The organism is Streptomyces sp. WELS2, assembly GCF_013870595.1.
In the GTDB taxonomy this organism is placed as follows: Bacteria; Actinomycetota; Actinomycetes; order Streptomycetales; family Streptomycetaceae; genus Streptomyces.
The window spans coordinates 1-4,034 of sequence record NZ_JACBWZ010000593.1; the positions used below are offsets into that span (position 1 = coordinate 1).

Sequence of the window (4,034 nt, forward strand, 5' to 3'; positions counted from 1 at the left end):
AAATGCCGGGCAAGGCCTTACCCTGGAGGCATGACCGAACCGGCTGCGCGGCGGTGATGCTGCTGCCGCCCAACGCCTACCGCGCCGACGAGCGTTCCGTCCTCGCCCACTACGCGGAGGTGGCCCGGGCCGGCCTGCCGGTGGTGGCGTACAACAACCCGGTCGACACCAAGGTCGACCTGGTGCCCGAACTCCTCGCCCGGCTGCACGGCGAGGGGCTGGTGCAGGCCGTCAAGGAGTTCTCCGGTGATGTGCGCCGCGCCTGGCGGATCGCCGAACTCGCGCCGGAACTCGATCTGCTGGCCGGTGCCGACGACGTGCTGCTGGAGCTGGCGACGGCCGGTGCCAAGGGCTGGGTGGCCGGCTACCCCAACGCGCTGCCCCGCGCCTCGGTGGAGCTGTACCGCGCGGCTGCCTCCGGCGACCGGGCCACCGCGCTGCCCCTGTACCGCCGGTTGCATCCGCTGCTGCGCTGGGACTCCAGGACGGAGTTCGTCCAGGCGATCAAGCTCTCCATGGACCTCGCCGGACGGTACGGCGGCCCGGTGCGCCCGCCGAGGATGCCGCTGCCGCCCGAGCAGGAGGCCGCGGTCCGCGCGGCCACCGAGAAGGCCCTGGCCGCGGGGCTGGTCTGACGAGAGGCAAGGAGGCCGGAAGATGCGCAGCAAGCTCGTCCTGCACGCCGTCGACTCGCACACCGAGGGCATGCCGACCCGGGTGGTCACCGGCGGGATCGGCACCGTGCCCGGTGCGACGATGAACGAACGACGGCTGTACTTCCGTGAACACCTCGACCCCGTCAAGCGGTTGCTGATGAACGAACCGCGCGGTCACTCCGCGATGAGCGGTGCCGTCCTGCAGCCGCCGACCCGCCCCGACTGCGACTGGGGCGTCATCTACATCGAGGTCTCCGGCTACCTGCCGATGTGCGGGCACGGCACGATCGGGGTGGCCACCGTCCTGGTCGAGACCGGCATGGTCGAGGTCACCGAGCCGGTGACCACCATCCGGCTGGACACCCCGGCGGGGGTCGTGGTCGCCGAGGTCACCGTCACGGACGGCGCCGCCCGCAGCGTGAGCCTGCGGAACGTGCCGTCGTTCGCCGCCGGGCTGGACCGCGAGGTCACCCTGCCCGACGGCCGCACCGTCCGCTACGACCTCGCCTACGGCGGCAACTTCTACGCGATCCTGCCCATCGACGCCCTCGGGCTGCCCTTCGACCGTGCCCGCAAGGACGACATCCTGGCGGCGGGGCTGGCACTGATGCGGGCGGTCGACGAGCAGGACGAGCCGGTCCATCCGCAGGACCCGTCCATCCGCGGCTGCCACCACGTGCACCTGTACGCGCCGGGCGCCACGGCCCGGCACTCCCGGCACGCCATGGTGATCCACCCGGGCTGGTTCGACCGCTCCCCCTGCGGCACCGGCACCTGTGCGCGCATGGCACAGCTGCACGCCCGGGGTGAACTCCCGCTGCACACCGAGTTCGTGAACGAGTCCTTCATCGGCACCCGGTTCACCGGGCGGCTGCTGGGCACGACCGAGGTCGCCGGGACGCCGGCCGTGCTGCCCGGTTTCACCGGCCGCGCGTGGGTCACCGGGACGGCACAGTACCTGCTGGACCCGGACGACCCGTTCCCCGAGGGGTTCGTCCTCTAGCACCCGCGCTCCCCGCCGTCCCCCTGGCTCCTCCACCGCCCCCGGGCTCCTCTACACTCACCCCGGTGATGCGTGACATGGCACAGAACACGCGCGACGACGGGCTGTCCGCCCTCCCCCGGCTCGGCGGGCGGCGCAGCAGCTACCGGGAGCGGGTCGCGGAGGCCCTGCGCGCCGCGCTGATCGCGGGCGAGCTGCGGCCGGGCGAGGTCTACTCGGCGCCCTCGCTGGCCGCCCGCTTCGGCGTCTCGGCGACGCCGGTCCGGGAGGCGATGCTCGACCTGGCCAAGGAGGGGCTGGTCGACACCGTGCCCAACAAGGGGTTCCGGGTCACCGTCGTCTCCGACCGGCAGCTGGACGAGTACACGCAGATCCGGGAGCTCGTCGAGACACCGACCGTGGTGGCCCTGGCCCGCACCGCGGACCGGGTCCAGCTGGAGGCGCTGCGCCCGGCGGCCCGGGAGATCGTCGCCGCCGCCGCGGCCGGCGACCTGATCGCCTATGTCGAGGCGGACACCCGCTTCCACCTCGGCCTGCTCGCCCTCTCGGGCAACGGCCACCTGGTCGAGGTGGTCGCCGACCTGCGCAAGCGCTCCCGGCTGTACGGGCTGACCGCGCTGGTCCGGGCGGGCCGGCTGCTCGCCTCGGCCGAGGAGCACCTGGAGCTGCTGGACGCCCTGCTGGAGCGCGACGAGCGGGCCGTCCACGCGATCATGACCCGGCATCTGGGCCATGTGCGCGGGCTGTGGGCGGCGGACTGACCGCGACCGGTGACGGACATCTGGCGGCGGAAGGTCCGCGCCGCGACGTTTTTTGCGTGATCAAGCGTTCCGCACGGAACAAAAAACGGCGATTTTGAGCCAGATCGGCGCATCCCCGACCATGGAAGGCGTCCCGGTGATCCCGGGAACATCCGTTCCATGAGAGGCGCACCACCCATGCACAACACCGGAACCGTCGCACGGTCGGCTCCGGCCTCCGCGGAGACCCCCGCGGCGCCCCCCACGGTTCCCGCCGGGGACCCGCACGGCGACGCCGGCCGGCATGCCCGCCGGTTCGGCCTGCCCGTCGCCACCGCGCTGGTCATGGGCAACATCATCGGCGGCGGCATCTTCCTGCTGCCCGCCTCCATCGCCCCCTACGGCACGGTCAGCCTGGTCGCCTTCGTCGTGCTGACCGTCGGCGCCATCGCGCTCGCCCTGGTCTTCGGCCGGCTGGCCGCCCGGGACCCGCGCACCGGTGGCCCCTACGTCTACGCCCGCGAGGCGTTCGGCGACTTCGCCGGCTTCCTCGCGGCCTGGTCGTACTGGATCACCACGTGGGTGTCGAACGCGGCGCTCGCCGTCGCCGCCGTCGGCTACCTGAACGTGCTGATCCCGGTCGACGGCCACCGCTGGACCGCCTGCCTGGCCGCACTGACCCTCCAGTGGCTGCCCGCCCTCGCCAACTTCGCCGGCACCCGGTACGTCGGCGCGGTCCAGCTGGTCTCCACCGTCCTGAAGTTCGTGCCGCTGCTGCTGGTCGCGGTCGGCGGGCTGTTCTTCTTCGACCCGGACCGGCTCGGGCCGTTCAACGCCAGCGGGCACGGCGCGGTCGGCGCGGTCTCCGCCTCCGCCGCCCTGCTGCTCTTCTCCTACCTCGGGGTGGAGTCCGCCGCCGTCAGCGCGGGCGAGGTCAAGGACGCCCGCCGCAACGTGGGCCGCGCCACCGTCATCGGCACCGCGGGCGCGGCGCTGGTGTACCTGCTGGGCACGGTGTCGGTGTTCGGCACGGTCGCGCACGACCGGCTGGTGTCCTCCACCGCGCCGTTCTCGGACGCCGTGAACACGATGTTCGGGGGCAGCTGGGGCGGTACGGCGGTGGCGCTCGCCGCGCTGGTGTCGATGACCGGCTGCCTCAACGGCTGGACCCTGCTCAGCGCCCAGACGCCGTACGCGGCGGCGCGCGACGGACTGTTCCCGAGCGCCTTCGCCCGCCGGCGGCGGGGGGTGCCCACGGTCGGCGTGGGCGTGACGGTCGTCCTCGCCTCGCTGCTCACCGTCTACAACTACTTCTCCGGCTCGGCCAAGGTCTTCGACGTCCTGGTCCTGGTCACCACGTTCACCGCGACCGTCCCGTATCTGCTGGCCACCGCCGCGCAGATCTTCCACCTCGTGGCCGGGCGGCCCGGGCAGGTCGACCGGGGACGGCTGGTGCGGGACTCCGTGATCACCGCCGTGGCCGCCGCGTTCTCCGTCTGGCTGATGGCGGGCGCCGGTTACGCGGCGGTGTACCAGGGCGTGCTGTTCCTGTTCGTCGGGATCATCGTCTACGCCGTGATGGCGGCGCGCCGGCAGCGCGGGCGGACGGCGGCCGAAGCCTCGGCGGCCGAGGCC

4 protein-coding genes are annotated in these 4,034 nt (G+C 73.1%); all 4 read left to right on the forward strand.

All coding sequences use genetic code 11. The annotated features are described in order from the left end of the window. On the forward strand, positions 1-635 hold a 635-nt coding region (locus H5J33_RS26270; protein WP_181797334.1), incomplete at its 5' end, for a dihydrodipicolinate synthase family protein. Positions 636-657: 22 nt separating this feature from the next. After that, positions 658-1,659, forward strand: coding sequence for a proline racemase family protein (locus H5J33_RS26275; protein WP_181797335.1), 1,002 nt, complete (start codon positions 658-660; stop codon positions 1,657-1,659). Between the two features lie 77 nt (positions 1,660-1,736). Beyond that, a complete protein-coding gene (locus tag H5J33_RS26280) occupies positions 1,737-2,420 on the forward strand; it encodes a GntR family transcriptional regulator (protein ID WP_258565416.1) in 684 nt (227 codons plus the stop codon). A 177-nt stretch (positions 2,421-2,597) separates the two neighbouring features. Beyond that, the coding region (locus tag H5J33_RS26285) for an amino acid permease (protein ID WP_181797337.1) at positions 2,598-4,034 on the forward strand (1,437 nt) is incomplete at its 3' end.